The 24,000-nt window shown below is 33.9% G+C and carries 20 protein-coding genes; 15 read left to right on the top strand and 5 right to left on the bottom strand.

From position 1 onward, the window contains the following. Positions 1-31 precede the first annotated feature (31 nt). Genes GON26_RS17350 through GON26_RS17340 form a run of 3 tightly spaced genes read left to right on the top strand, consistent with a single transcriptional unit; the run spans position 32 to position 1,500 of the window. Positions 32-574 (top strand): RNA polymerase sigma factor, encoded by a 543-nt coding sequence (locus tag GON26_RS17350; protein ID WP_160376035.1) that lies wholly within the window; start codon positions 32-34, stop codon positions 572-574. A gap of 33 nt (positions 575-607) precedes the next feature. Further along, positions 608-1,021, top strand: coding sequence for a hypothetical protein (locus GON26_RS17345; protein ID WP_160376034.1), 414 nt, complete (start codon positions 608-610; stop codon positions 1,019-1,021). A gap of 17 nt (positions 1,022-1,038) precedes the next feature. Then, complete coding sequence (locus tag GON26_RS17340; protein ID WP_160376033.1) at positions 1,039-1,500, top strand: sensor of ECF-type sigma factor; 462 nt, start codon at positions 1,039-1,041, stop codon at positions 1,498-1,500. 115 nt (positions 1,501-1,615) lie between these two features. On the opposite strand, the gene GON26_RS17335 is transcribed toward GON26_RS17340, so the two are convergent. Further along, positions 1,616-2,677, bottom strand: a complete 1,062-nt coding sequence (locus GON26_RS17335) for a sialidase family protein (RefSeq protein WP_160376032.1) — start codon at positions 2,675-2,677, stop codon at positions 1,616-1,618. Positions 2,678-2,795: 118 nt separating this feature from the next. Here GON26_RS17335 and GON26_RS17330 point away from each other — a divergent pair, with 118 nt between their 5' ends. The 9 genes from GON26_RS17330 (at position 2,796) to GON26_RS17290 (ending at position 14,677) form a co-directional block, all read left to right on the top strand. Further along, positions 2,796-4,052, top strand: coding sequence for a hypothetical protein (locus tag GON26_RS17330; protein ID WP_160376031.1), 1,257 nt, complete (start codon positions 2,796-2,798; stop codon positions 4,050-4,052). A gap of 130 nt (positions 4,053-4,182) precedes the next feature. Then, complete coding sequence (locus GON26_RS17325; protein ID WP_160376030.1) at positions 4,183-6,147, top strand: KUP/HAK/KT family potassium transporter; 1,965 nt, start codon at positions 4,183-4,185, stop codon at positions 6,145-6,147. 191 nt (positions 6,148-6,338) lie between these two features. Continuing rightward, positions 6,339-8,162, top strand: coding sequence for a type VI secretion system Vgr family protein (locus GON26_RS17320; protein ID WP_160376029.1), 1,824 nt, complete (start codon positions 6,339-6,341; stop codon positions 8,160-8,162). A 3-nt stretch (positions 8,163-8,165) separates the two neighbouring features. Beyond that, positions 8,166-8,516: a hypothetical protein gene (locus tag GON26_RS17315; RefSeq protein WP_160376028.1), complete on the top strand. Its 351-nt coding sequence runs from the start codon at positions 8,166-8,168 to the stop codon at positions 8,514-8,516. After that, on the top strand, positions 8,513-10,435 hold the full coding sequence (locus tag GON26_RS17310) for a phospholipase effector Tle1 domain-containing protein (RefSeq protein ID WP_160376027.1): 1,923 nt from the start codon (positions 8,513-8,515) through the stop codon (positions 10,433-10,435). Before GON26_RS17315 ends, GON26_RS17310 begins: the two co-directional genes overlap by 4 nt. Positions 10,436-10,441: 6 nt before the next feature. Beyond that, positions 10,442-11,584: a DUF2931 family protein gene (locus tag GON26_RS17305; RefSeq protein WP_160376026.1), complete on the top strand. Its 1,143-nt coding sequence runs from the start codon at positions 10,442-10,444 to the stop codon at positions 11,582-11,584. Between the two features lie 118 nt (positions 11,585-11,702). After that, the gene (locus tag GON26_RS17300) at positions 11,703-12,863 is read left to right on the top strand and encodes a DUF2931 family protein (RefSeq protein ID WP_160376025.1); all 1,161 of its coding nucleotides are present in this window, start codon (positions 11,703-11,705) and stop codon (positions 12,861-12,863) included. A gap of 78 nt (positions 12,864-12,941) precedes the next feature. After that, entirely contained in the window at positions 12,942-13,127 is a 186-nt protein-coding gene (locus tag GON26_RS17295; protein ID WP_160376024.1) for a hypothetical protein, read from the top strand. Positions 13,128-13,444: 317 nt separating this feature from the next. Then, complete coding sequence (locus GON26_RS17290) at positions 13,445-14,677, top strand: RsmB/NOP family class I SAM-dependent RNA methyltransferase (protein WP_160376023.1); 1,233 nt, start codon at positions 13,445-13,447, stop codon at positions 14,675-14,677. A gap of 215 nt (positions 14,678-14,892) precedes the next feature. On the opposite strand, the gene GON26_RS17285 is transcribed toward GON26_RS17290, so the two are convergent. Both GON26_RS17285 and GON26_RS17280 read right to left on the bottom strand, forming a co-directional pair. Next, positions 14,893-15,936, bottom strand: coding sequence for an AMP-binding protein (locus tag GON26_RS17285; protein WP_160376022.1), 1,044 nt, complete (start codon positions 15,934-15,936; stop codon positions 14,893-14,895). Positions 15,937-15,941: 5 nt separating this feature from the next. Continuing rightward, complete coding sequence (locus GON26_RS17280; RefSeq protein ID WP_160376021.1) at positions 15,942-16,874, bottom strand: CPBP family intramembrane glutamic endopeptidase; 933 nt, start codon at positions 16,872-16,874, stop codon at positions 15,942-15,944. A 112-nt stretch (positions 16,875-16,986) separates the two neighbouring features. Between GON26_RS17280 and arsC the strand changes: the two genes are divergently transcribed. Further along, positions 16,987-17,331 carry an arsenate reductase (glutaredoxin) gene (gene arsC / locus GON26_RS17275; RefSeq protein WP_160376020.1) on the top strand — a complete coding sequence of 115 codons (345 nt, stop codon included), beginning with the start codon at positions 16,987-16,989 and terminating at the stop codon, positions 17,329-17,331. 93 nt (positions 17,332-17,424) lie between these two features. Then, on the top strand, positions 17,425-19,899 hold the full coding sequence (locus GON26_RS17270) for a TonB-dependent receptor domain-containing protein (protein WP_160376019.1): 2,475 nt from the start codon (positions 17,425-17,427) through the stop codon (positions 19,897-19,899). Between the two features lie 206 nt (positions 19,900-20,105). On the opposite strand, the gene GON26_RS21580 is transcribed toward GON26_RS17270, so the two are convergent. Next, entirely contained in the window at positions 20,106-20,276 is a 171-nt protein-coding gene (locus GON26_RS21580) for a hypothetical protein (protein ID WP_041515998.1), read from the bottom strand. A gap of 695 nt (positions 20,277-20,971) precedes the next feature. Between GON26_RS21580 and fumC the strand changes: the two genes are divergently transcribed. Beyond that, complete coding sequence (gene fumC, locus GON26_RS17265) at positions 20,972-22,357, top strand: class II fumarate hydratase (RefSeq protein ID WP_160376018.1); 1,386 nt, start codon at positions 20,972-20,974, stop codon at positions 22,355-22,357. A 355-nt stretch (positions 22,358-22,712) separates the two neighbouring features. On the opposite strand, the gene GON26_RS17260 is transcribed toward fumC, so the two are convergent. After that, positions 22,713-23,915 (bottom strand): NAD(P)-dependent oxidoreductase, encoded by a 1,203-nt coding sequence (locus GON26_RS17260; protein ID WP_160376017.1) that lies wholly within the window; start codon positions 23,913-23,915, stop codon positions 22,713-22,715. Positions 23,916-24,000 lie beyond the last annotated feature (85 nt).

The raw sequence follows: 24,000 nt of genomic DNA, 5'->3' as shown, positions 1-24,000 counted from the left end.
AAATTCATTCTAACAAGATAAATTGTAAAACTTGACAAACGAGAAGGAATTTATAGCCCAATTATTAGATTCTAAAACGCAGAATGTTGCGTTTCAAAAACTCTTGTCTGAATATCAACGACCATTGTATTCTCATATTCGAAATATCGTTTTGAATCATGATGACGCCGATGATGTTTTGCAGAATACATTTGTAAAAGTTTTTCAATATTTAAAAAATTTTAAGGGCGAAAGCAAATTATTTTCGTGGATGTACCGCATTGCTACTAATGAAGCATTGACTTTTTTGAATCAAAAAGCAAAACTGAACGGATTAACATCAGAAGCGTTACAAAATAAAACCATCGATAATTTGAAAGCTGATGTTTATTTTGATGGAGATGAAATTCAAATTAAACTTCAAAAAGCCATTGTAACATTGCCAGAAAAGCAACAATTAGTCTTTAAAATGAAATATTTTGAAGAATTGAAATACGAAGAAATAGCCGAAATTTTAGGAACTTCTGTGGGTGCTTTAAAAGCTTCTTATCATCACGCTGTAAAAAAAATTGAATTATATGTTACCACAAATTAAACCTTTTGGTAAAAAATATATCTTATAGACATTATGAAAGCATTTAAATTAGAAAACGAACCGAAAATTGCATCAGGATTTAAAACTCCCGAAGGTTATTTTGATACTTTATCGGCTAATGTTTTAGAACAGATGAACGCAAAAGAAGTAAAAGTGATTCCGATTTACCAACGTAAAAATGTAATCTCGATGCTTGTTGCCGCAGTCCTGATTCTGGCGCTAATGATTCCGATAGGATACAATTATAATAAAAACGCAAAGGAATTAGACGAAGATACATTAGAAACGTATTTGTCTTATCAGTCTAACTTAAATCAATATGATTTAATGAAAGAATTAGACAACAATGACATTCAGAAACTGGGAAAAAATGTGGCTCTGGAAGACGAAACCATTGAAGATATTTTATCATCAAATCCAAATATTGAAAATTTAATTTCAGAATAAATAAAATCTTAGAAAAGATGAAAATCAAACATACATTATCGATATTTTGCCTCTTGATTAGTTTCTCGTTTTATGCACAAAACTCGAAAATTGATGAAAAACGTGAAAAAATAAAAGAATACAAAGTGGCTTTTCTGACCACCGAATTAGAGCTTACATCAGCTGAGGCAGAAAAATTCTGGCCTATTTATAATGCTTTTGATGACAAACAGTTTGAATTGCGTCATGAGAAGATGAAAACCTATTTACGCAAATTGGCTGATGATAATATCAATTCGATTTCAGAGAAAGAGGCAGCTACATTGTTATCGCAAATAGAAAGCACTGATAAAGAATTGTACATTTTGAAAGAAAAATACAATTCAAATTTAAAAAAGATACTTTCAGCAAAAAAAATATTAAAGCTTAAAAAATCCGAAGACGATTTTAATAGAAAATTATTAAAACAATATCGAGATAAAGCAGCAGCCAAAAACTAAATTTTGGCAAACCTAACAACAGCGACAAGGACCCTATATAATAATACTTACTTTATTATTTAGGGTTCTTGTTATTTTATAGAATCTGGTCAGGAAATATTGTTTTTAATCTTACTTACTTAAAATTAATACGAACCATTTTGTTATTACCAGCTGCAATTGCAGTGTTTCTATTTAAAAAACGAATGGTAAAAAGACTTGTATCATCTGATAATTGCGTCCAGGTTAAGCCTGAATTTTCAGAATAATACAATCCGGAAGCACCAATTGAAACAATTTCTTTAGCATTACTTCCCGGAACATACTGAACACATGAAGTATAACCAAATCCTTCATTTTGAGCCACCACAACCCAGGTTTTACCACCATCTTTAGTAATGGCTTTATTATCTGATTTTAGCTTAGGTAATTCATAATCACCACCCGCTATAAAACCTTCTTTAGAATCGTAAAAATCAGCTGTAAAAATACCGGTCATGGTTTTTCCCTGAACTATAGGAGTTGTAGTCACCTTCCATGTTTTTCCTTTGTCACCAGAATAAAAAATTCTGGCTTTTTTTCCACCGGAAACTAACCAGGTATCTTTTCCTTTTATAATAATATTGGTATTACTGGCAGCAAAAGCGGCCTCTCCTTTAGAAAGAGTAGGCAAATGATCTGAGAGAACTTTTACCCAGGTTTCTCCCCCATCTCGGGTAATTAAAACTGAAAAAGTATCTTCGATAGGGTCTCCAATTGCAATTCCTTCATCATCATTCCAGAATTTCATACTGTCATAAAACACTTTTGTATGCACTTCTTTGTAAACTAATTTTACTTTATTTGTTTTTTTAGAAACCTGATAAAGTAAGGCCGGATTCCCAACACTTAATAAAAAAATATTTTTTGAAGTTTGTGCAATACTTCTAAACTCTAATTTTAAAGTATCTTTATAAATATGCTCTTCAAATTTTTCATTTTTCTCCAAATCAAAGTACCCAAATCGGGAATCATTTGCTCCGTACCAGACTTTTTCTTTATCAATTTCGATAGCTCTAATACTTATTTTGTCCTGAAATAAAGTATCGACCACTACCGATGTAAACCCACCTTTAAGCTTCTCATTTTGCTTATAATGAATTGTAGTAAAAGAAACTAACAAACCAAAAACACTTAAAATAAAAAATATTTTTCTCATAAAAATAAAAATTAGTTATTGCTAAAATACAACTATTTATTAGAAACAAAATAGTTCGTTTTTTTTTTGTGGCACAGTAATTGGATATCTCAGAATATTAATCCTAAAATGATTTGCCATGAAAACCAATCTACTTTTAATTGTAATGCTAGCCTTAGGACTTAGCACTTTTCAAGCCAAAGCTCAAACTACTGTTTACGCAAAAAATTCAGATATCAGTGATAATTTAGACCTTAGAGCTGTTGCTTCTATTTTTGGGGAATCAGCAAACTTGCAAGACTTTGAAAGACGTTTAAATGATCCTAAATATCAAATATCAAACTTAGACCTAAATGGTGATAACGATGTTGATTATTTACGTGTAATTGAGTCTGTAGAAAACAGAACACACGTTGTTATTATACAGGCAGTTTTAGACAGAGATGTTTACCAGGACATTGCAACAATTGATGTTGAAAGAGATAATTATAACAAAGTTAGCGTACAGGTAGTAGGTAATACTTATTTATACGGAGCCAATTATATTTACGAACCCGTTTATCATGTTGCACCGGTAATTTATACCTCTTTTTGGGTAACCAATTACAGACCATATTATTCAAGCTGGACATGGAATTACTATCCAACGTACTATTATGCCTGGAGACCTTACCCAATTTACAGATATAGAAATAATATCAATGTTTGCATCAACGTAAATAATAATTACAACTACGTAAACTACAGAAGAAGTTCAAGAGCACCAATATTATACGAATCAAGACGTTCTTATGGTTACGAAAAAATGCGTCCAAATAATAGTTTTTCACAAAGAAATTCAAGTGTAAAAAACAGATATGAACTAGATCAAAGACGCGTTGCAAGCAGAGAAAGCAATAGAAATAATAATGTTTACAATAGTTCAAACAGAGGAAACTCTAACAGAGTTTCCTCGACAGAAAACAGAACTACAGCCAATAGAACGACTAACAGGAATTATGCTGAAAACAGAACAAATTCTAACAGAACCAATAGGTCAAATCCTGGAATTTCAAATTCAAACAGAGAAAATCCTGTTAGAGTAAACACACCGGCAAAAACTGAAACTTCTCCAAGAACTGAAACCAGAAGAAATTACAACGAAAACAATATGGGATCTTCAAGAGGAAATACAGAAAACAGAAACAATACTCAGAGAGTTGCTCAAACACAAAGAACTGAACCGGCAAGAAATTACCAAGAAAACCGAAGAAGCACAGAAAGTAGAAATAATGTTTCAAGACCTCAGGCTCCACAACGCTCGGAACCACAACAGAGGTCAGCTCAGGAATCCAGAGGAAACCAAGGTTCCAGAGAAGCATCATCACCTTCAAGAGGTGGCGGAAGAAGAGGCTAAATAATAATATTCCAGAATACAATAAAAAAGCACAATTTTACGATTGTGCTTTTTTGTATCTTTTTCTCTATAATTGATGTTAATTTATTTTAAAACAGTAAATTTGCAACCGTCTTTTATAAAAACATACATGAGCGCATCGCATAAAAACTTACACAGTAAGTTGTCTATAGGGGGTTTATTAATTACTTTAGGAATTATTTATGGAGATATAGGTACTTCTCCCTTGTATGTTATGAAAGCCATACTTGGCGAACACATTATTGATGCCAACATTGTTTTAGGAGGCATATCCTGTGTTTTCTGGACCTTAACTTTACAAACAACCATAAAGTATGTACTAATTACTTTAAGTGCTGATAATCACGGTGAAGGAGGGATTTTTGCTCTTTATGCTTTAGTTAAAAAAACAAAAATTAAATGGCTCATTGTACCTGCCATTATTGGAGGTAGTGCTTTGCTTGCTGATGGAATTATCACCCCGCCGATCTCGGTTTCTTCTGCGGTTGAGGGAATAAAAACCTATTATCCTGAAATAAATACCATCCCGATTGTTATCGGAATTTTGTTTGTTTTATTTACTATTCAACAATTTGGAACCAAGTTAGTCGGGAAGTTTTTTGCTCCGATGATGCTTTTATGGTTTGCTATGCTGGGTACTTTAGGAGTTACTCAAATCATTGAGCATCCTGAAGTTATTAAAGCAATAAATCCTTACTATGCTTATCGTTTACTATCCATACACCCTGATGGTTTTTTTGTACTGGGTTTTGTGTTTTTGTGTACAACAGGAGCCGAAGCACTGTACTCAGACATGGGACACTGCGGAAGAAAAAACATTAGAATTAGTTGGATTTTTGTTAAACTGACCTTAGTTTTAAACTATTTCGGCCAAGCAGCTTATCTAATTCACCATGAAGGTCAGACATTACAAGCATTAGGTGGCGAAAACGGAAATCCATTTTACTTAATTATGCCAGACTGGTTTCAGCCAGCAGGAATTGTCATAGCAACTTTGGCCGCAGTAATTGCATCTCAGGCGCTTATCAGTGGGTCTTTTACCCTGATAAATGAAGCGATGCGATTGAATTTCTGGCCTAAAGTAAGAATCAAATATCCTACTGAAGTAAAAGGACAGTTGTACATTCCTTCTATCAACTGGTTGTTGTTTTTTGGTTGTGTTGGAATTGTTTTACACTTCGAAAAATCCAGTAATATGGAGCATGCTTATGGGCTTGCAATCGTGTTGTGTATGATTATGACTACCATTTTATTGAATTATTACTTAATCATGAAAAGAGTAAAACTCTATTTTATGGTTCCGCTAATTACCATTTATCTAGTAATTGAAGGATGTTTTCTAATCGCAAATATTACCAAATTCTCCGAAGGTGGTTACGTTACCTTAATCATTGCTATTATGCTGATTTCTGTAATGACAATTTGGTATATGGCTAAAAAAATCAACAAAAGCTACACTAAAATTATCAAAATTGATGACTATAAAAAGGTGTTAATGGAGCTAAGTAATGACTTATCAATACCAAAGTACGCAACACACCTGGTTTATATGACTAATGCCAATCGTGTAGATGAACTGGAAGAAAAGGTAGTGTATTCGATATTGCAAAAACGCCCAAAAAGAGCCGATATTTATTGGTTTGTGCACGTAAATATCCTTACAGAACCTTATAAAACACAATATAAAGTTACCGAAATTGTAAAAGATGATATTTACCGAATCGATTTTAATTTAGGTTTTAGAGAACCAACTAAAATCAATTTGATGTTTAGAGAAGTTATCAAAGATATGGTAAAACGTGGCGAAGTTGATATTACCAGCCGTTACGAATCTCTAAACAAAAATAATATTGTTGGTGATTTCAAATTTGTATTATCAGAGAAATTCTTGTCTAACGACTCTGACTTAATCTGGCATGAAAAAATAGTTATGAACTCCTATTTCTTAATCAAAAAATTAAGTCTTTCCGAAGAAAGTGCTTTTGGTCTTGACAGCAGTTCTGTAAAAATTGAAAAATTCCCAATGGTGCTTCACGCTCCGGAAAACATTGGACTGACCCGAATTATAAAATAAAAACTCTTTTAAAATAATTTCAAAAACACTCATTTAGGTACTATTTGAGTGTTTTTTTTGTCTAATACTAAATTTTTATAAATAAAAACCTGCTTTTTGTTTTTATATTTAAGAAATTTATTACTTTTAATATATCTGAGCGACTTAGATATTAATAATGAATTATTAACCATCTTAAAAACATACAAGCCATGGGAAAATTTGCGGACCAAGTTCACATCTCCGTTACAGGATTTCAAAAACAAGTAATCCATTCTGAATTGCGATTAGAACAAAAAATGAATGAACACCATCATTTTTCGTTTATGTGGCATTACACCGGTTCGATAGTCATAAAGCCTGAAGAACAGTTTAAGCAAATTCAGATGTTTAATGGTGGTGAAGTTATTTTTACTTTTAAAACCGAAGGCGGAACCAAATTGATGTCCAAAGGCATAATTACCAAAACCATGACACAATATCGAAACGGAAGCCCTGTTGGGCTTCAGGTAACAGGTGTTAGTCATACCGCAGTGCTAAATGATTTAAGAAAAACCCGAATCTTTAAGAATCAGACCCTGGAAGAAATTGCTTTGGATATTTTTTCAAAAGAAGGTCCGGGCGAATTTTACCAGCAGGAAGCCATAAAACCCACCTATACTAAACGTTTTGATGCCATTGCGCAAAACAACGAAACCAATTTTGAATTCCTCAGAAGAACGGCAATCCGCTACGGACAATGGTTTTATTTTGATGGCATGCGCATGCAGTTTGGGCAACTCAAACAAAGTAAAATAAAGCTCATAAACGGTTCTTCGCTGCATAATTTTGGTATCGAAACCGTTCTGGAATCACACAAAACTTCGTTGTCGGGGTATGATTTTAATACCGCCAATACACTAAAAAGTCATGTACCCAAAACCCCAACAGGTAGTCAGGATTCGCTGTCCAGGGTCATCACTCGTGATCAGGCTCAGATAGTTTATTCGCATGATTATCTGCGAATTTACGGAAGTTATACCTCCCAAGCCCATAATAGCACAGAAATAGAAGAAATGGTCAAAATGCAGGCCGCTGCAAAAGATGCCGGCAGTGTTCTTTATACCGGAATGTCGCATTTGCCATTAGGTTTGGGGCAGGTTTTTAACATCAAAGAGCAAGAAATTCCAAGAGATTTAGTCGTAATCGAAGTGACCCATTTGTCAACCGGAAGAGGTAATTATTGTTGCGAATTTGTTGCGATTCCTTCCGATGTTTACGCTCCTCCATATACCGATGTCGAGATTTTTTCGTTAGCCAGAACACAACCTGCAAAAATAACCGAGAATAACGATCCTGAAAAATTAGGACGCGTAAAAGTTCGTTTTAACTGGTCTGGCGATGATAAAAACGAAAGCGACTGGATGCGTGTAGGTACTACTTATGCAGGCCAAGGAAGAGGTTACTACCAAAATCCAGAAATTGGAGACGAAGTCATGATAGGTTTTGAAGGAGACGATATCGACAGACCATTTGTTTCGCATTCGCTTTATAACGGACAAGCGAAACCAGAGAATTTTGACCCGAAGAATATGATAAAAGGTATTTTTCTGAGATTTGGACAAATGCTAAAATTTGTAGAAAAAATGTACATCAAACTCTCAGACCCAAGTGGCAACGAACTGTATTTGGATGAGGAAGGCAAAAGTATAACTCTAAGCACACCAGGAACTTTGACACTAAATTGTAAAGACCTTATTATAAATATTGGAGACAATATGATTACTACTGTTGGGCAAAATGCTACCGAAACGGTGATTGTTAATAAAACTACTAGCGTTGGGGTAAATCTATATACTGGTGTAAAGGGTAATAATACATTAAAAGTTACAGGGGATCATGACGAAGAAATTGAAGGTGATTATATTTCTGAAGTTAAAAAAGAGAGACAAACTGCTACCGAAAACAAAATTATCACCCAAAGTATTAAAGGCCATGAGTTTCATACTGATAAAGTGATAAAAAACAATAGTGGAGAAGGAACCAGAATGAATTAAATTATGAAAGAGTTTAGCGAATATGTCAATGACATAAAAATTACCAAATGCGAAGATGGTGGGTTTATACTTCGGAATTTAAGAAATAATGCTTTTTTTTCTATTTCAGAAAATCAAATCCAGTACGAAGATCCCTTTGGGAACATTATCTTATATCATCCCATGATACCTCCTTATGAGGTTTCTGGATTAAGAGGGCGAGATAATCTTCCTGGATTAAAAAATGAAAGAATTATAACATCTCTACCTCCTGAGGAAATTCTGGAAATTGCTAATAGAAGTTTTTATGCAGATGGGCAATTTCATATAATAGATTTTTTGACTTTTACCATAAGAGAACAAGACGAATTATGACAAAAAGAACACGCGTAAAAGGAAATATTATTGAAAAAACAGGCGGAATCTCAAAAGTTTTTGCAAAAGAAGGTATAGAACATAACTCTGAAGGGCATATAGATTATTTTGCACAAGAATACACTCACGAAGACCCTGAACAATACACTCCAAAACAAGCTGAAAACTCAGTAAATGTATATGTTGGGATGTTTTTTGATGGCACTGGTAATAATAGACACAACTCTGATACTACCTATTACTCCAAAATAAAAGGCAATGGTGATAAAATTAATGCAAAAGACATTCCCTCAGATTTTTTACATACCAAAACAATAAAAACAAAAGACAATAGTGAAAAACAGGTAAAAGTAAAAATAACAGACCGGGATAGTTATTGGAACCCTTACTCTAACGTGGCTAAACTTTTTGATTTGTATAAAGAGAAGAAAAAAAGTAACAAAGACGATATTTATCCTGAATATGGAGAATATTCCATCCTCAAACAATATGTAGAAGGCATTGGCACCAAACAAGATGAGGGAGATGATATATTAGGTTCTGGTTTGGCCAGAGGAAGCTGGGGCGTTCTAAAACGTGTAGAAGAAGGTATCGAGAAACTGATAACAGATCAGTTTGTCAATATCCCGAAAGACAAAAAAATAAACAAAATAGTTTTTGATGTATTTGGGTTTAGCCGTGGCGCAACAGCAGCAAGACATTTTTGTAATGAAGTATTAAAAAAAGCCGAAACCAAACTAGAACAAAAAAGAGTGCCAGGAGATAGAATTCCTATCTATACGGGGAAAACCTATATATCGCAACACGCAGGTGGGATTCTGGGAAATAAGCTAAAAGAAGAAGGCTGCATACCTGTTGGAGAAACTTTTGTAATAGAAGTTCGTTTTTTAGGACTTTTTGATACTGTTGTATCCGATATGATTACAAAAGACAACATGGGTTATAAATTAGGATTAGGCGGTGTTCTTATTCCTTTATTGTCTCTTGCTCCCTTAGGTCAGGAAGCCTTACAGGATATAAAAACCAATTTAAGCGGTTTAAATATTGGTAAAGTTTTTCATATAAAAGCCCAGACCGAGTGGAGAAAAAACTTTGCCTTTACCCCTTCAGAACAAGGATATACATTAGAAATGTTAGGTTCTCACTCAGATATTGGGGGTGGTTATGCCGAATTGGATAAGCATGAACCCGCATTAAGTTTTTTTGATGTTCCCCAAAATAGCGCAGGCACATTAACCGACATGCAAAAATTTAAAGAATTTTATGTAAACCAATATCTGTGTACCAACGATGCCTTACAGTTTATAAATACCTATGACCATGTTACCGAAACTACAATAACACCAAATGCTAAAGGGCCTGGTATTTATAGTAGAGACATAGAAGCACCAAGTGATTTTCCGGATAATGGTACAGCAATTTCAAAAAATCCATCTCATCAAATTTATCAAACCAAAGAGTCAGATCATTATGTACTGCAAGATTCTAGATATATCTCAAATAAATATTCTTTAGTTTCTATGTATTTAATGCTAGAAAAAGCAATTGAAAATAAAGTTCCTTTTTATAACGATTATAACATAGCTCCAGATGTAAAAAAGAAATTTGAATATGAAATTCCTCAGACAGAAGAATTTAAAATACTGACTGATTATCTGGAACTGATGAAAAAAATTTCGAAAGAAGAAAATAAAGACCAAAACAGTTCGTACGAAATACCTTTTGAGATGTACAGACACATCTGTAACAAATACATACATCTGTCTGCCCATTTTGGTGGGCTAAAAAATGATTTTATAACAGTAAAAACAGGAGACCATCACATACTAGAAAGTGTAGTCTTTGTCAATCAACCTGTCGCGCCTACTATCGCAGACAATAAAGTAACTTATCAAAGAGAAATTTATTATAACAAATAATTGAGGATGAAAGTACATAAATCATATCCACTTTTTTTATTACTATTATTGAGTTTATTATGTTGCCAACCAAAAGATAAATTCGATTGGAATGCAGGAATTTCTGCTCCCAAAAATTATATTGCAGGTGGTCCTTTTGTAGAGTATTTTTATAAAGGAAAAAGTCTAGCAGGAGCTTCTTCCAATGTAGGAATTAATCCTGGATGGGAAATAAGAAGTGGAGGTTATGTAGGAAGTGACAAATATAAAGAAGTGCCTGATAGTGTAGCTGTAAGTTGGAGGTGTGGTTTCGATTTGATAGAATACAAAGGAGGAAACAAGTTACCTAAAGATAAAATGGTTAAACTATTCAAGGATGGAGTAATCGATTCTTATGGAAATCTAAAAGAATATAGTGTTATAACCGCAGGCATGGCTCCCGGAGGAAACGTAACCATCTGGATGCAGGGTGGTAATGCAAGTACAATAGTCCAGAAATTTAAGGCCGATTCTATAGGAAAAACAGACAAATACAATTCTAATTCCGTAACACTTTGGACCTCTAAAGGTACAGAAGCAAAAGTGATTTTAAATTATATTTCTTTACCCGGAATCCCATATTCCGTTTGGGAGAAAGGCGAAAAAGAGTATAATTATGACATAGGGTTTAGTAGTACAAAAGAACTAAACTCATTATTTGATATAGCAATTACAGGGATTACTCAAGATGGAAGTTATGTTTATTCTGATTCTCAAGATTTAGTAAAATTCAATGAAAAACATAAAATAAATCCTAAAAAATTACCTGTACAATTTTCAGTAAGATGGATATCTCATGATCAAAAAGACTGGTATGAGGGAACAATAATACTCCCAAAAAATTTGCCTAACATATTTATTGATTTTCAAAAAAAATATGGCATAAATTCAAAAATCGTAGTTTTTATTAAAGAACAAAATAAAAATGAGGATAATAATTATGGTACAATTTTTTTACAGAACTCCATTCAAAAACAAGAAATTATGAAGTTTAGATTAGCAAAATTTAATTTTGATATAAAAGATTTCAAGGTTTCTAAATACTCTCTACCAAAAGGTTTTGTATTTCCAAAATGGGAAGGCAGAGAGCCTTTAATATTTCCTGAACTGGATTATTGGCAAGAACCATAAAACAGGAGACCATCACATACTAGAAAGTGTAGTCTTTTTCAATCAACCTGTCGCGCCTACTATCGCAGACAATAAAGTAACTTATCACAGAGAAATTTATTATAACAAATAATTGAGGATGAAAATATATAAATCATATCCATTTTTTTTATTACTATTATTGAGTTTATCATGTTGCCAACCCAAAGATAAATTCGATTGGAATGCAGGAATTTCTGCTCCCAAAAATTATATTGCAGGTGGTCCTTTTGTAGAGTATTTTTATAAAGGAAAAAGCCTGGCAGGAGCTTCTTCCAATGTAGGAATTAATCCTGGATGGGAAATAAGAAGTGGAGGTTATGTAGGAAGTGACAAATATAAAGAAGTGCCCGATAGTGTAGCTGTAAGTTGGAGGTGTGGTTTCGATTTGATAGAATACAAAGGAGGAAACAAATTACCTAAAGATAAAATGGTTAAACTATTCAAGGATGGAGTAATCGATTCTTATGGAGATCTAAAAGAATATAGTGTGATAACCGCAGGCATGGCTCCCGGAGGAAACGTAACCATCTGGATGCAGGGTGGTAATGCAAGTACAATAGTCCAGAAATTTAAGGTCGATTCTATAGGAAAAACAGACAAATACAATTCTAATTCCGTAACACTTTGGACCTCTAAAGGTACAGAAGCAAAAGGGATTTTAAAATATATTTCTTTACACGGAATCCCATATTCCGTTTGGGAGAAAGGCGAAAAAGAGTATAATTATAACTTTGTTTTTTGCAGCGAGGGTGATAATAAATTTACTGTAAACATAGGACCAATTTCCAAAGATGGCAGTTATATTTTTTTTAATCAGGATGTTGAAATTTTTCCATATTCAAAATGGACACATAATAAGATCGAATGGAAACATAATTTAAAAAAAGGTAAATTACCTGTTCATACTTCGATTCAATGGATTTCATACGATGATAAAGAATGGTACGAAGGAGAGTTGATATTTCCATTAGATTTTCAGATAACTTTTGAAAAATTTTATAATAAGCACAAGACAGCTAATATTGTATTTGTAATGGACAAAATTGATTCTTCACAAGACTATACGTTTGGAAATATTTGGCTACAAAGTTCTTTAAACAAAAAAAAAATAATGAAGTTTAGATTAGCAAAATTAAATTATAAAACTAGAAAATACAGTGTTTCTAAATACTCTCTACCAAAAGGTTTTGTATTTCCAAAATGGGAAGGCAGAGAACCTTTAACATTTCCTGAACTGGATTATTGGCAAGAAAAATAAAAAAGGTGACGATCGATTTTAAAACGGTAGTTAATATTTAGGAAACAAAAACACTACCTTAAATTAAAAAACAAAAAAATGGAACATATAAAAACAACAATAATTGGAGGAATTATAATAAAAGAAGAACGAGCAGATATCTTCAACTTTAGAAACTCAAAAAATGATGCTTACTTTGGTGTTTATGGAAAAGGGATGAGATTTGATGATGAATATGGAAACGTAATACTTAATGATCCTGGCTGTTTTGTTATTGATGACTAAAGATAATCGTTAAGAAAAATAGGTGATCAAATCAGACGAAAAAACGGGACTACAATTACTTTGCTTTTATCTAAAGACATTCCGGAAATTGCTAATAAAATTTTTCATGAAGAAGGTCAGTTTCATACTGTAGATTTTTTTAACATTTACTATAAACAAAAAATAATACAATCTATTAAATAAATAATTTCAAAAACACTCATTTAGGTACTATTTGAGTGTTTTTTTTCTTTTTATTAAAAGTCAAAAATAACATTCAAAATATAAAATTTAACTTTCAAGCAATTAATAGTACCTTTGCAACTCAAATAATTAAAATGAGATTACACAGAAATTTAGTTTATACTACCATTGATTCATTGAATGCTATCTTCAACGAAGGAGAATATGCAGACAAAGTGGTAGCAAGAGCATTAAAAAAAGACAAACGTTGGGGAAGTTCTGACAGGAAGTTTGTTGCTGAAACGATATACGAAATTGTTCGTTGGAAACGATTATACGCAGAAATTGCCGAAGTAAAAGAACCTTTTGATAGAGACAATCTTTGGAGAATGTTTGCCGTTTGGGCCGTTTTAAGAGGATACCCTATTCCGGACTGGAGACAATTAGAAGGAACTCCTGAACGAAAAATAAAAGGTCGTTTTGACGAACTTTCGAAAGTTAGAGCACTTAAAGAATCTATTCCGGACTGGATGGATGAATTGGGGGTTAAAGAATTGGGTGAAAAAGTTTGGGCTACAGAAATTGCCGCTCAAAACCAACCTGCCAAAGTTATTTTGAGAACCAATACGCTTAAAGGAACAAAAGAGAGTCTAAGAAACACCTTAATGGATTTGAATATCGAAACCGAATATTTGAAAGATCAGCCTGAAGCTTTGGTTTTGAAAGAAAGAGCCAATGTTTTTTTGACAGATGCTTTTAAACAAGGGCTTTTTGAAGTTCAGGATGCCAACTCACAATTGGTTGCCGGTTTCCTTGATGTAAAACCAGGAATGCGTGTGGTAGATACGTGTGCAGGTGCTGGCGGAAAAACGCTGCATATTGCTTCTTTGATGGAAAACAAAGGACAATTGATTGCAATGGATTTGTACGAAAGCAAACTGAAACAATTAAAATTAAGAGCCAAAAGAAATGGTGCTTTCAATATAGAATATCGTATAATCGATACTACCAAAGTAATCAAAAAGTTACACGAAAAAGCTGATCGTGTATTGATTGATGCACCTTGTAGCGGTTTAGGAGTTCTAAAAAGAAATCCTGATGCAAAATGGAAACTGAAACCTGAATTTATCGATAATATTCGTAAAGTACAGGCCGAAGTTTTAGAAAGCTATTCGAAAATCGTAAAACCAGGCGGAAAACTGGTTTATGCAACTTGTTCCGTTTTGCCATCTGAAAACCAGGAGCAGGTAGAGAAATTCTTAAAAACAGAAATCGGAAAGCAATTTACTTTTATAAAAGACAGAAAAATTTTGGCATCAGAATCAGGGTTTGATGGGTTTTATATGGCGTTATTAGAACGTAAAAACGCTCCAACTATAGCTGAGTAAATTTTAAATTCCAAAAAATAAATTCCAAATTCCAATTTTACAGTTAGGATTTGGAATTTTTTATTTTAAAAAAAACTCAATCTTGTCATTCCGCAGGAATCTCAAAACTGGTAATTCTTTACGGATAGAGATTCCTGCGGAATGACAAAAATGTAATCAAAATTTAATTTTACACTTGGGGTTTGAAATTTATTTATGGAATTTATTTTATTCCTTTATCCCTCCAAACTTGGTTTACGAAGCATTTTTCCGTTTCCGGTTTCTTTGAATTTCGGAACAAAAACAATTTCTTTTGGCTTTTCAAATTTGTCTAAAAAGTCAAAAAAGTCAGGGGCAAAATCTTGCTTTTCGCCTTCGATAACCAAAATCAATTTTTCGCCTAAAGCAATATCAGGAACTCCTGTTACAAAAAAACGAGCATTTATTTTTCCAATTAATTTTGTTTCAATTTTTTCTGGAATCAATTTTACTCCACCACTATTGATGACATTGTCAATTCTTCCTATAAAAACAAATTGATTCTCGCTGATTAATTCAACCAAATCATTTGTCACTATTGGCACATCAGAAACTGAAGGAGCCGAAATGACCAAACACTCGCGTTCGTCTCTGGAAATTTTTACATTTGGTAAAACAGAAAAAGCCTTCTCTCCTACTTGTTTGGCCGCTATATGTGTGATGGTTTCGGTCATACCGTAAGTCTCGTAGATTTTGGTTTTTAGAGGCCTCAGTTTTTCTTCTAATGAGGTATCCATTTTGGCACCACCTACGATCAGTTTTTTTACGTTTACCAAACCTTTAATCGAATTTTGAACCTGTAAGGGTACCATCGCTACAAAATCATATTTTGTTTTATTTCTGGCTAAAGGCTCTAAGCTTGGCTCAATAACATCAATATCCAGTCCGAGAATCAAGCTACGAACCAGCATCATTTTTCCGGCAATAAATTGGACTGGTAAACATAATAATGCTTTGTCTCCAGGTTTCAAATCAAAAAAATCACCTGTTGCAAGAGCCGACTCTATCATGGCTTTCTTTTGCAGGCTCACCTGTTTAGGAAGTCCTGTTGAGCCAGAAGTCGTTACTTCGATATAGTCTTTATTATCAAACCAATCCAATAAAAACTCACCAATAACCTGTTCGTACAAATCGCCTTCTTTTATATAGCTATACGCGACGCGGCTTAACTCTTTTCCGTTTAAATGATAACCATTTAATTTAAAATAATTATGTACATTATGATGTGTTAATGTTGTCATGCTATCTAATTTAAAGGTTCGTTTACTGCAATTTTCCCGGTTAATTTTTCTTTCCAGTCATGCCAATTGTATTTTTTGGAAAAAATAAAAAGCAGTATAGGATAAATAACTACTATTGGCAAAATGACATCTATACCAGCTGAAGGTTCGGATAAATCAATAAAAATAGAATGTGTCTGAAATACAGACCAATCCGAAGTGACTAACAATGCTCCTACAAGGTTATTGGCGGCATGAAACCCGAGAGCCAATTCTATTCCATCGTCCATCAATGTAATGATCCCTAGAAAAAGGCCTGTGCCAATATAATAAATCATAATGATGTAACCCATTTTGGCTACTTCAGGATTAAAAACATGCAACGATCCAAAAATGACAGAAGTCATGATAAGCGGAAACCATTTATTTCGGGTCAAATTCGCAAAACCCTGCATCAAATATCCTCTAAAAACAAATTCTTCAGTAGAAGTTTGTATCGGAATCAAGATAGAACCAGCCAAAAATAAAATCAAAAACGGAATCAATTTAAAGTTCCAAACAAAATGCTCAGAAGACCTGTAATACACAAATAAAAAACTTAATACAGCAAATACAGCCCATAACACAAAAGAAAAACCAATTCTCTTCCAATCAATTTTTGATCTGGAAGTAGCCACAGACAAAAGGGTTTGATTGTGCAGGTATTTTACAACATAATAAAGTCCGACAAAAGCAAAAACAAAAGACAACATGACTAAAAAAAGGGTAAGATTAGACTCAAACATGGTCATTACTTCCTTATCTGTGGTAGGATATTTTACTTTATTGACCATACTCTGGTACAATACAGCCAGTGAAAGCGGAATTTGCCCAACGAACGAAGCTGTAATAATCAAGACAGATCCTATTAGATATTTCCAAAATTTATTTTCGTGGTTAATTCCTTGCTCTAAAAACATATATTAAAAGTTTAAAATGAGAATTCTATTTAATAAGTAAATACTATTTTTGGGATAGCTAAAATACCTAATTTTTATTTTAACTGTCTTTATAACTTCTAAAAATCACAAAATGATACAAATTTATCATAATCCTCGTTGCGGAAAATCAAGAAACTGTCTGGCTTTTGTTGAGCAAACCAATCAGAAATACGAAATCATTCCATATCTAACCGAAACGCCAACCTTTGAAGAATTACAATCTTTAGTGGAAAAATTAAACCTACAGCCACTTCAATTAATCAGAACTAAAGAAAAAATCTGGACAGAAAATTACAAATCCAAAACACTGACGGATAAAGAAATCATTCAGGCAATGGTTGATAATCCTATTTTAATGGAGCGCCCAATTGTTATTAAAGACGGAAAAGCAATTATAGGGAGAGATCTGGATTTAGTTGCTTCTTTTTTAGAATAATTATAAAGTGTTATATTAACATTTTTTTGTGATTCTCCTCTTTAAACCAAAAGCTATTTTTGCGGTCTAAAGAGAAAAGAAACCAAAAAAACAATGAAACAATTCAAATTTGCAGTATGGCTTGTATTGCTATTTACAAGTTTTTACAACTATGCACAACAAGCACCAACTACCAAAACAAAAGTTAAAATCACAGGTAAAGTTTTAGAAAAAACAACCAAACAACCTCTGGAATACGCAACTGTATCTGTAATGCTGCCTAACGAAACAAAAGTTATCACGGGCGGAATTACCAATCCGAAAGGAGAATTCGAAGTTGCAGTAGATCCGGGTACCTACGATATAAAAATTGAATTTATTTCGTTTAAAGCAACGGAATTTAAACAAAAAAGCATTCAGGACAATACTAATTTAGGAGTAGTAAACTTATCCGAAGATGCTGCACAATTAAACGAAGTTGTGGTTCGTGCAGAAAAATCTACGGTAGAAATAAAACTTGATAAAAAAGTATATAACGTAGGTCAGGACATGATTGTAAAAGGCGGAACAGTAAGCGATGTGTTAGAAAACGTACCTTCTGTTTCGGTAGATGTTGAAGGAAATGTAAGCTTACGTGGAAATGAAAACGTACGTATTTTTATCGACGGCCGTCCTTCGAACGCACTGAACATGGCTGAAGCTTTACGCCAAATTCCAGCAGACGCCATTGACAAAGTTGAAGTTATCACCAATCCATCTGCACGTTATGATGCCGAAGGTGGAGCTGGAATCCTAAATATTGTTTTGAAAAAAGGTAAAAACTTAGGTTTTAATGGAAGTTTTATCCTTTCGACCGGAATTCCGGAAACCTATGGTGCAAGTGCCAATCTGAATTACAAAACCGAAAAATTAAACTTTTTTACTTCTACAGGATACGATTACAGAACCAGTGAAGGATCAGGAATGACCAATGCTACAAACTTAAACAGTGGTAATATTATTGGTTATACTAATGAAGACAAAGAAACTGAACGTCTTAGAAAAGGAATTTCTACCAAAACAGGTGTAGAATGGACTCTTGCTCCTAATACCTACTGGACAAATGCCATCAGTTACAGAAACAACAACGGTACAAACAGCGATCTGGTCAACTATGATTCGTATGATGAAAATAATGTTTTCACCTCTACCCGTTACCGTTTGAGCAACGCTGATGATAGCGGAAAAGATTTAGAATTTACATCAAACTTCCTGAAAAACTTCAACGATAAGGGTCATAAGTTAACTATAGATTTTTCATATTCTAAAGACAAAGATGCCAATAATGCTATTATTACTGATGAAACCATTGGAAGTGGCGAACCAGCAAAGTTTGATACCACTTTTAATAATCAGAAACAAAATCAGTTTCAGTCGCAATTAGATTACGTTTTGCCTTTTGATAACGGAAGCCAGTTTGAAGCCGGATATAAAGGAAATTTCAACAAACTAAATAACGAATACAGCGTTTCTACAGATGACGAAGGAAACCCAATTGACGGCTTTCTTTCTAACACTTTAGAATACAATGAGTTAATCAATTCGTTTTATACGCAATATGGATTCAAAGTAACTAAGTTTTCTTTTCTTTTTGGTTTACGTTGGGAAGACACAAAAATTGACATCAATTTATTAGACACCCAAAATTTTAATACTAAAAAATACAATAATTTTTTCCCAAGCGCATTTGTAAACTACGAAATATCAGACGAAAGCAGTGTTTCGTTAAGTTACAGTAAACGTTTATCCAGACCAAGAGGACGTTTCCTGAACCCGGCAACAGACTTTTCAAGTAATATCAACCTGTTTAGAGGTAATCCGGACTTAGACCCTTCTTTTACTGATAAATACGATGTAGGCTATTTAAAACGTTGGGAAAAAGTAACTTTTAGTACTTCTATGTATTACGAAAACACCAAAGATGTATTCTCATTTGTGCGTAGCGAAACAGGAGAATATGTTGGCAACAGCCCCGTAATTCTGAGCAGTCCTATAAATTTAGCCAAAGAACAGCAATTTGGTTTCGAATTTACATTAAACTACACACCATTCAAAATATGGAAAATCAACAGTAGTTTTAATCTTTCAGACACCAAAACAACAGGAGATTATAGTTTTACAAACACCCAAGGTGATATCATTACAACCAATTTAAACAACGAAACCTTCTCTTGGTTCTCCAGAGTAAACTCCCGTTTGTCATTGCCGTACAAAATCGACTGGCAATTATCCGGAATGTATTTTGGTCCAAGAAATACTGCTCAGGGAAAAGTTTTAGGCAATTATGTCATAAATACCGCATTTAGCAAAGATATTTTAAAAGATAAAGCCACAATCGCATTAAACGTAAGCGATCTATTCAATTCCAGAAGGATGAAAAACGAAACCAATTTGGAAAGCGTTACTTCGTATAGCGAATTTCAATGGAGAAAAAGACAAATCAATCTGTCCTTTACATACCGTTTAAACATGAAGAAAACCGATAGAGATAAAAATGCTCCTAAAAACGGAAATGGTGGCGAAGAAGGTGGTGGAGACTTTCCGGGATAACATAGGTTAAATTCCAAATTTTAAAATTCCAAATTCCAATTTAAAAACTTAATAATCAGGTTTTAGAAAATTGGAATTTGGAATTTTTTATTGGAATTTGGATTTTGGATTTTGGAATTTGGAATTTCAATTTTGGAATTTATTTTTTGGCACAAAAAAAAAGGACTCGCATAAACGGGTCCTTTTTTTATGAAATCAATTTAAAATTAAATCGATTGTTCTTGCTTTTTCTTTGCTCTTTTCTCTTTGATCATTTCCCAGCTTGCTCCCGTTACCCAATAAGATACGAAACCCACCAAGAAAAACATCAACCAAAACCCTATAGTTAGTATGGTCAAGAAAAGTAAAAAACCTAAGTACTGTGAAAATTCAAACATGTTTTCCGGAATTTTTGAATGTAGCCACAAATGTATGTTTTATATTCTTTCGCACCAATAAAAACCAAATCAATTTTCATAAAAAGGCAATAATCCGTACATTTAAACTCGTTTTAAATAGCTTTAAAATTCAAACGTTCAAAAAATAATATTTTTCAGGAGCTATTTCCCGCTATCCGTTGCAATCTTTTATGTTTTTAAAGAAAAAACATAAAAGGATTTCCACTTCTATCGGGGCTAGGGCATCCGTTTTCAAAAGAAATTTCAGTTAAAAAAATAAAAATCCGTTTTAATCCGCGTTTTTACAAAGTAAATCAACATCATTTGCGTTCTATTAAACACAAAGTTTATCATTAATAAAATATAAAATAAAAATCCGTTAAAATCAGCGTTTTCGCTTTAACGAATCAGCGTCATCCGCGATCCATTAAACACAAAATTTATCATTAATAAAAAATAAAATCCGTTCAAATCCGTGTTTTCGCTTTAGCGAATCCGTGTCATCCGCGGTCCATTAAACACAAAGTATATCATTAATAAAATAAAAAATAAAAATCCGTACAAATCAGCGTTTTCGCTTTAGCGAATCCGTATCATCCGCGGTTCATTAAACACAAAGTTTTAAATCACTTTTTACATATCACTTTTTACATATCACATTTCACAAATCACAAATCACATTTCACAAAAAAGCCATGAAATACAGAATAGAAAAAGACACCATGGGCGAAGTACAAGTCCCAGCCGATAAATATTGGGGAGCCCAAACCGAACGTTCCAGAAATAATTTCAGAATTGGTCAATCAGCCTCCATGCCACAGGAAATCATCGAAGGATTTGCCTATCTCAAAAAAGCAGCCGCATTCGCCAATTGCGATTTAGGTGTTTTACCTGTAGAAAAAAGAGATGCCATCGCAGCCGTTTGTGACGAAATTTTAGCAGGAGAACTAAAAGACCAATTTCCGTTAGTGATTTGGCAGACAGGTTCCGGAACGCAAAGCAACATGAACGTCAACGAAGTTATTGCTAATCGTGCACAAGTTCTGAAAGGCTTTAACATTGGCGAAGGTGAACCGTTTATAAAAGCCAATGACGACGTTAATAAATCGCAATCCTCCAACGACACCTTCCCTACTGCGATGCACATCGCCGCTTACAAAATGGTCGTAGAAACCACCATTCCTGGAGTCGAAAAACTACACGCTACTTTATCCGCGAAAGCGAAAGAATTCAAAGAAGTGGTAAAAATTGGCCGAACCCATCTTATGGATGCCACGCCGTTAACCTTAGGACAGGAAATTTCAGGCTACGCCGCTCAATTATCGTACGGATTAAAAGCGCTAAAAAATACCTTAGCCCACTTATCCGAAATTGCCTTAGGCGGAACCGCTGTTGGTACAGGGCTCAATACTCCAAAAGGGTACGACGTAAAAGTGGCGGAATATATTGCAAAATTCACCAACCATCCTTTTGTAACTGCTGAGAATAAGTTTGAAGCCTTAGCGGCACACGATGCCATTGTAGAAACGCACGGAGCGCTAAAACAATTGGCTGTTTCCCTAAATAAAATTGCAAACGACATCCGAATGCTGGCTTCGGGACCACGTTCCGGGATTGGCGAAATTCACATTCCGGAAAACGAACCAGGATCATCTATTATGCCTGGAAAAGTAAATCCAACACAATGCGAAGCGCTCACAATGGTTTGCGCACAAGTAATCGGGAACGATATGGCAATTGCCGTTGGTGGTATGCAGGGACATTATGAATTGAATGTTTTTAAACCTGTCATGGCTGCAAACTTTCTGCAATCAGCCCGATTATTAGGTGATGCCTGTATTTCTTTTGACGAACATTGCGCTCAGGGAATTGAACCCAACTACAAACGTATTAAAGAATTAGTTGATAATTCTCTAATGTTAGTTACCGCTTTAAATACCAAAATTGGCTACTATAAAGCTGCTGAAATTGCCCAAACCGCACACAAAAACGGAACAACATTAAAAGAGGAAGCCGTTCGTTTAGGTTACGTTACTCCAGAAGATTTTGATGACTGGGTGAAACCGGAGGAGATGGTTTAAGAGCTTTGTTGTGGGTTGTGGGTGGTGAGTTTTGGATTCTGAGTTCTGAAACTTGAAATTTGGGTTAAAAAAAGCCTTTCAAATTTTTTAATTTTGAAAAGCTTTTTTAGCTTTTTTTTAGATGAGTCGTTTTTCTTGAATTAAACTTTCTATAACTTATTCCTAGCCCAGATAGAAGTAAAAATCCTTTTGTGGCGGGGTTCGCCACAAAAGATTACTTCACTTAATTTTTATTTTAATCGGAGTTCAGTGAACTTCGTTTGTAACGGATAGCTGAAAATAGCTCCAAAAATTAATACTGCATATCTATATTTTTATAATGAGATACCCATAACCGATAACTCAAAACTCATAACTATTTTCCATCAACATAATCCTGCAAATAGCTGAATCTTGGAGTTAATTTTCCTTTATCGGTGATTTTGGCTCTTTCTAAAATTCCGTCTTTGTCTCCGTTGAAGAAAGCCGGAATTACATGTTCCATAAATTGTTCTCCAAAACCTTCACTTGCATCTTTTGGAATTTCGCATGGTAGATTATCAACCGCCATTACCACAACAGCTGCTGGATGAAAAACATCTACTTCTCTGTCTTCTAAAGGGAAATAACCATAAATAGGCTCCGCAATAGTTGATGAACGCACTGTACAGGCAATTGGACCTTTGACATCACATGAAATATCAGCTACAACTTTTAGTTTACAGTCACTTGCGTTTAGCATTTCTTTCGTTAGAATCATTGGAGCTCCGTTGCCGTAAAAATGTCCTGCAAAATAAATATCGGTCACTTTGGTGAATTTTTCAAAATCAGAAACATAGGCTTCCGGATGCGCAACAAAATCTTTAAAATCTAATAATTGTCCATCTGCACGCTTGTTATATTCCAACACATCAAGCTGAACATAAACGGCCTGGGTATAATTTTTAGTCAAATAATTATCAACTGTAATTTCTTTAATTTTTATAGCATCCAAAATTTCTTTGGCACCCATCCCTACTTTTCCAGTTCCGGTAATCACAAATTTTAAAGCAGGCATTGTGATGCGTTTCAAATGTGCAATTAGAGCATCTTTGCCGTCTAAAGTCTCGGCTTTTGGCAATTTAAATAATTCGAATTTTATTCCGAAAGCACGAATTCCGTTGTACACACCAACCATTCCGGCGTATCTTCCAAAACCAATCAAACGACGATTTTGAGCATCGACAATCGTTTCATGATCGTATAAATCGATATTTTTTTCGAGAATAGCTTTTAGTAATTTCTGATTATAAGGTTGTTTTTTGATGGTATGCGAAAAAAAGAAATAGGCTTTATTTGGAATCAAATTTTCAACCGGAACTTCTTTTACACCAAATAAAACATCACAATCCGAAACGTCATCTGTTACGGTAATTCCCATGCTTTTGTACTGAATGTCAGAAAAAATTCGAATATCAGAACTTTCAACTTCAACAATAGCTTCGTGATACTGCTGTTTCAATTTAGCCAACTCATTTGGAGTAAAAACAACTCTTCTGTCAGGTGGGTTTTTTCTTTCTTTTATAATTCCAAATTTCATTTATATGGGTTTATGATAATTATTAATATAACTTTTTTAATCTTATTTGTTTCAAATATAACAAATTTCGTTAAAATTTTACTTC

The sequence above is a fragment of the Flavobacterium hydrocarbonoxydans genome (assembly GCF_009789235.1).
In the GTDB taxonomy this organism is placed as follows: domain Bacteria; phylum Bacteroidota; class Bacteroidia; order Flavobacteriales; family Flavobacteriaceae; genus Flavobacterium; species Flavobacterium hydrocarbonoxydans.
This window is presented reverse-complemented; position numbering and strand designations above follow the sequence as displayed.

Excerpts from the sequence above, each read along its gene's own strand:
- fumC (WP_160376018.1), top strand. The coding sequence starts at position 20,972 with ATGAAATACAGAATAGAAAAAGACACCATGGGCGAAGTACAAGTCCCA.
- GON26_RS17340 (WP_160376033.1), top strand. The coding sequence starts at position 1,039 with ATGAAAATCAAACATACATTATCGATATTTTGCCTCTTGATTAGTTTC.
- GON26_RS17345 (WP_160376034.1), top strand. The coding sequence starts at position 608 with ATGAAAGCATTTAAATTAGAAAACGAACCGAAAATTGCATCAGGATTT.
- GON26_RS17315 (WP_160376028.1), top strand. The coding sequence starts at position 8,166 with ATGAAAGAGTTTAGCGAATATGTCAATGACATAAAAATTACCAAATGC.
- GON26_RS17290 (WP_160376023.1), top strand. The coding sequence starts at position 13,445 with ATGAGATTACACAGAAATTTAGTTTATACTACCATTGATTCATTGAAT.
- GON26_RS17295 (WP_160376024.1), top strand. The coding sequence starts at position 12,942 with ATGGAACATATAAAAACAACAATAATTGGAGGAATTATAATAAAAGAA.
- GON26_RS17270 (WP_160376019.1), top strand. The coding sequence starts at position 17,425 with ATGAAACAATTCAAATTTGCAGTATGGCTTGTATTGCTATTTACAAGT.
- GON26_RS17330 (WP_160376031.1), top strand. The coding sequence starts at position 2,796 with ATGAAAACCAATCTACTTTTAATTGTAATGCTAGCCTTAGGACTTAGC.
- GON26_RS17300 (WP_160376025.1), top strand. The coding sequence starts at position 11,703 with ATGAAAATATATAAATCATATCCATTTTTTTTATTACTATTATTGAGT.
- GON26_RS17320 (WP_160376029.1), top strand. The coding sequence starts at position 6,339 with ATGGGAAAATTTGCGGACCAAGTTCACATCTCCGTTACAGGATTTCAA.
- GON26_RS17285 (WP_160376022.1), bottom strand. The coding sequence starts at position 15,936 with ATGACAACATTAACACATCATAATGTACATAATTATTTTAAATTAAAT.
- GON26_RS21580 (WP_041515998.1), bottom strand. The coding sequence starts at position 20,276 with ATGTTTGAATTTTCACAGTACTTAGGTTTTTTACTTTTCTTGACCATA.
- GON26_RS17305 (WP_160376026.1), top strand. The coding sequence starts at position 10,442 with ATGAAAGTACATAAATCATATCCACTTTTTTTATTACTATTATTGAGT.
- arsC (WP_160376020.1), top strand. The coding sequence starts at position 16,987 with ATGATACAAATTTATCATAATCCTCGTTGCGGAAAATCAAGAAACTGT.
- GON26_RS17280 (WP_160376021.1), bottom strand. The coding sequence starts at position 16,874 with ATGTTTTTAGAGCAAGGAATTAACCACGAAAATAAATTTTGGAAATAT.
- GON26_RS17310 (WP_160376027.1), top strand. The coding sequence starts at position 8,513 with ATGACAAAAAGAACACGCGTAAAAGGAAATATTATTGAAAAAACAGGC.
- GON26_RS17325 (WP_160376030.1), top strand. The coding sequence starts at position 4,183 with ATGAGCGCATCGCATAAAAACTTACACAGTAAGTTGTCTATAGGGGGT.
- GON26_RS17335 (WP_160376032.1), bottom strand. The coding sequence starts at position 2,677 with ATGAGAAAAATATTTTTTATTTTAAGTGTTTTTGGTTTGTTAGTTTCT.
- GON26_RS17260 (WP_160376017.1), bottom strand. The coding sequence starts at position 23,915 with ATGAAATTTGGAATTATAAAAGAAAGAAAAAACCCACCTGACAGAAGA.